Raw genomic sequence first — 265 nt, forward strand, 5'->3', positions numbered from 1 at the left:
GTTCCACCTGCTTCAGCCTGAAAAAATCGGCATCTATCTGACAGAAGGCTTCATGATGGAACCTGAAGCATCTGTTTCAGCGATCGTCGTTTCTCATCCTGAAGCTCGATATTTTAATGTTCATTAATGCAGGACCTCCGTGATTGGAGGTTCTTTTTTGATAAATATTGGGATAAATATCAATATTTACTCTTATTTACCGATATTACAAATGAAAGTCATTCACTCAAAAGGAGATGTTTGTCATGTTCAAAAAGAAAATGGG

Annotated in this window: 1 protein-coding gene; it reads left to right on the forward strand. The window is 37.0% G+C overall.

The window, feature by feature from the left end; genetic code table 11:
* The coding region (locus SB775_RS30430; RefSeq protein ID WP_410864987.1) for a vitamin B12 dependent-methionine synthase activation domain-containing protein at positions 1-127 on the forward strand (127 nt) is incomplete at its 5' end.
* Between the last annotated feature and the right edge of the window lie 138 nt (positions 128-265).

The sequence above is a fragment of the Peribacillus sp. SIMBA_075 genome, from assembly GCF_046534585.1.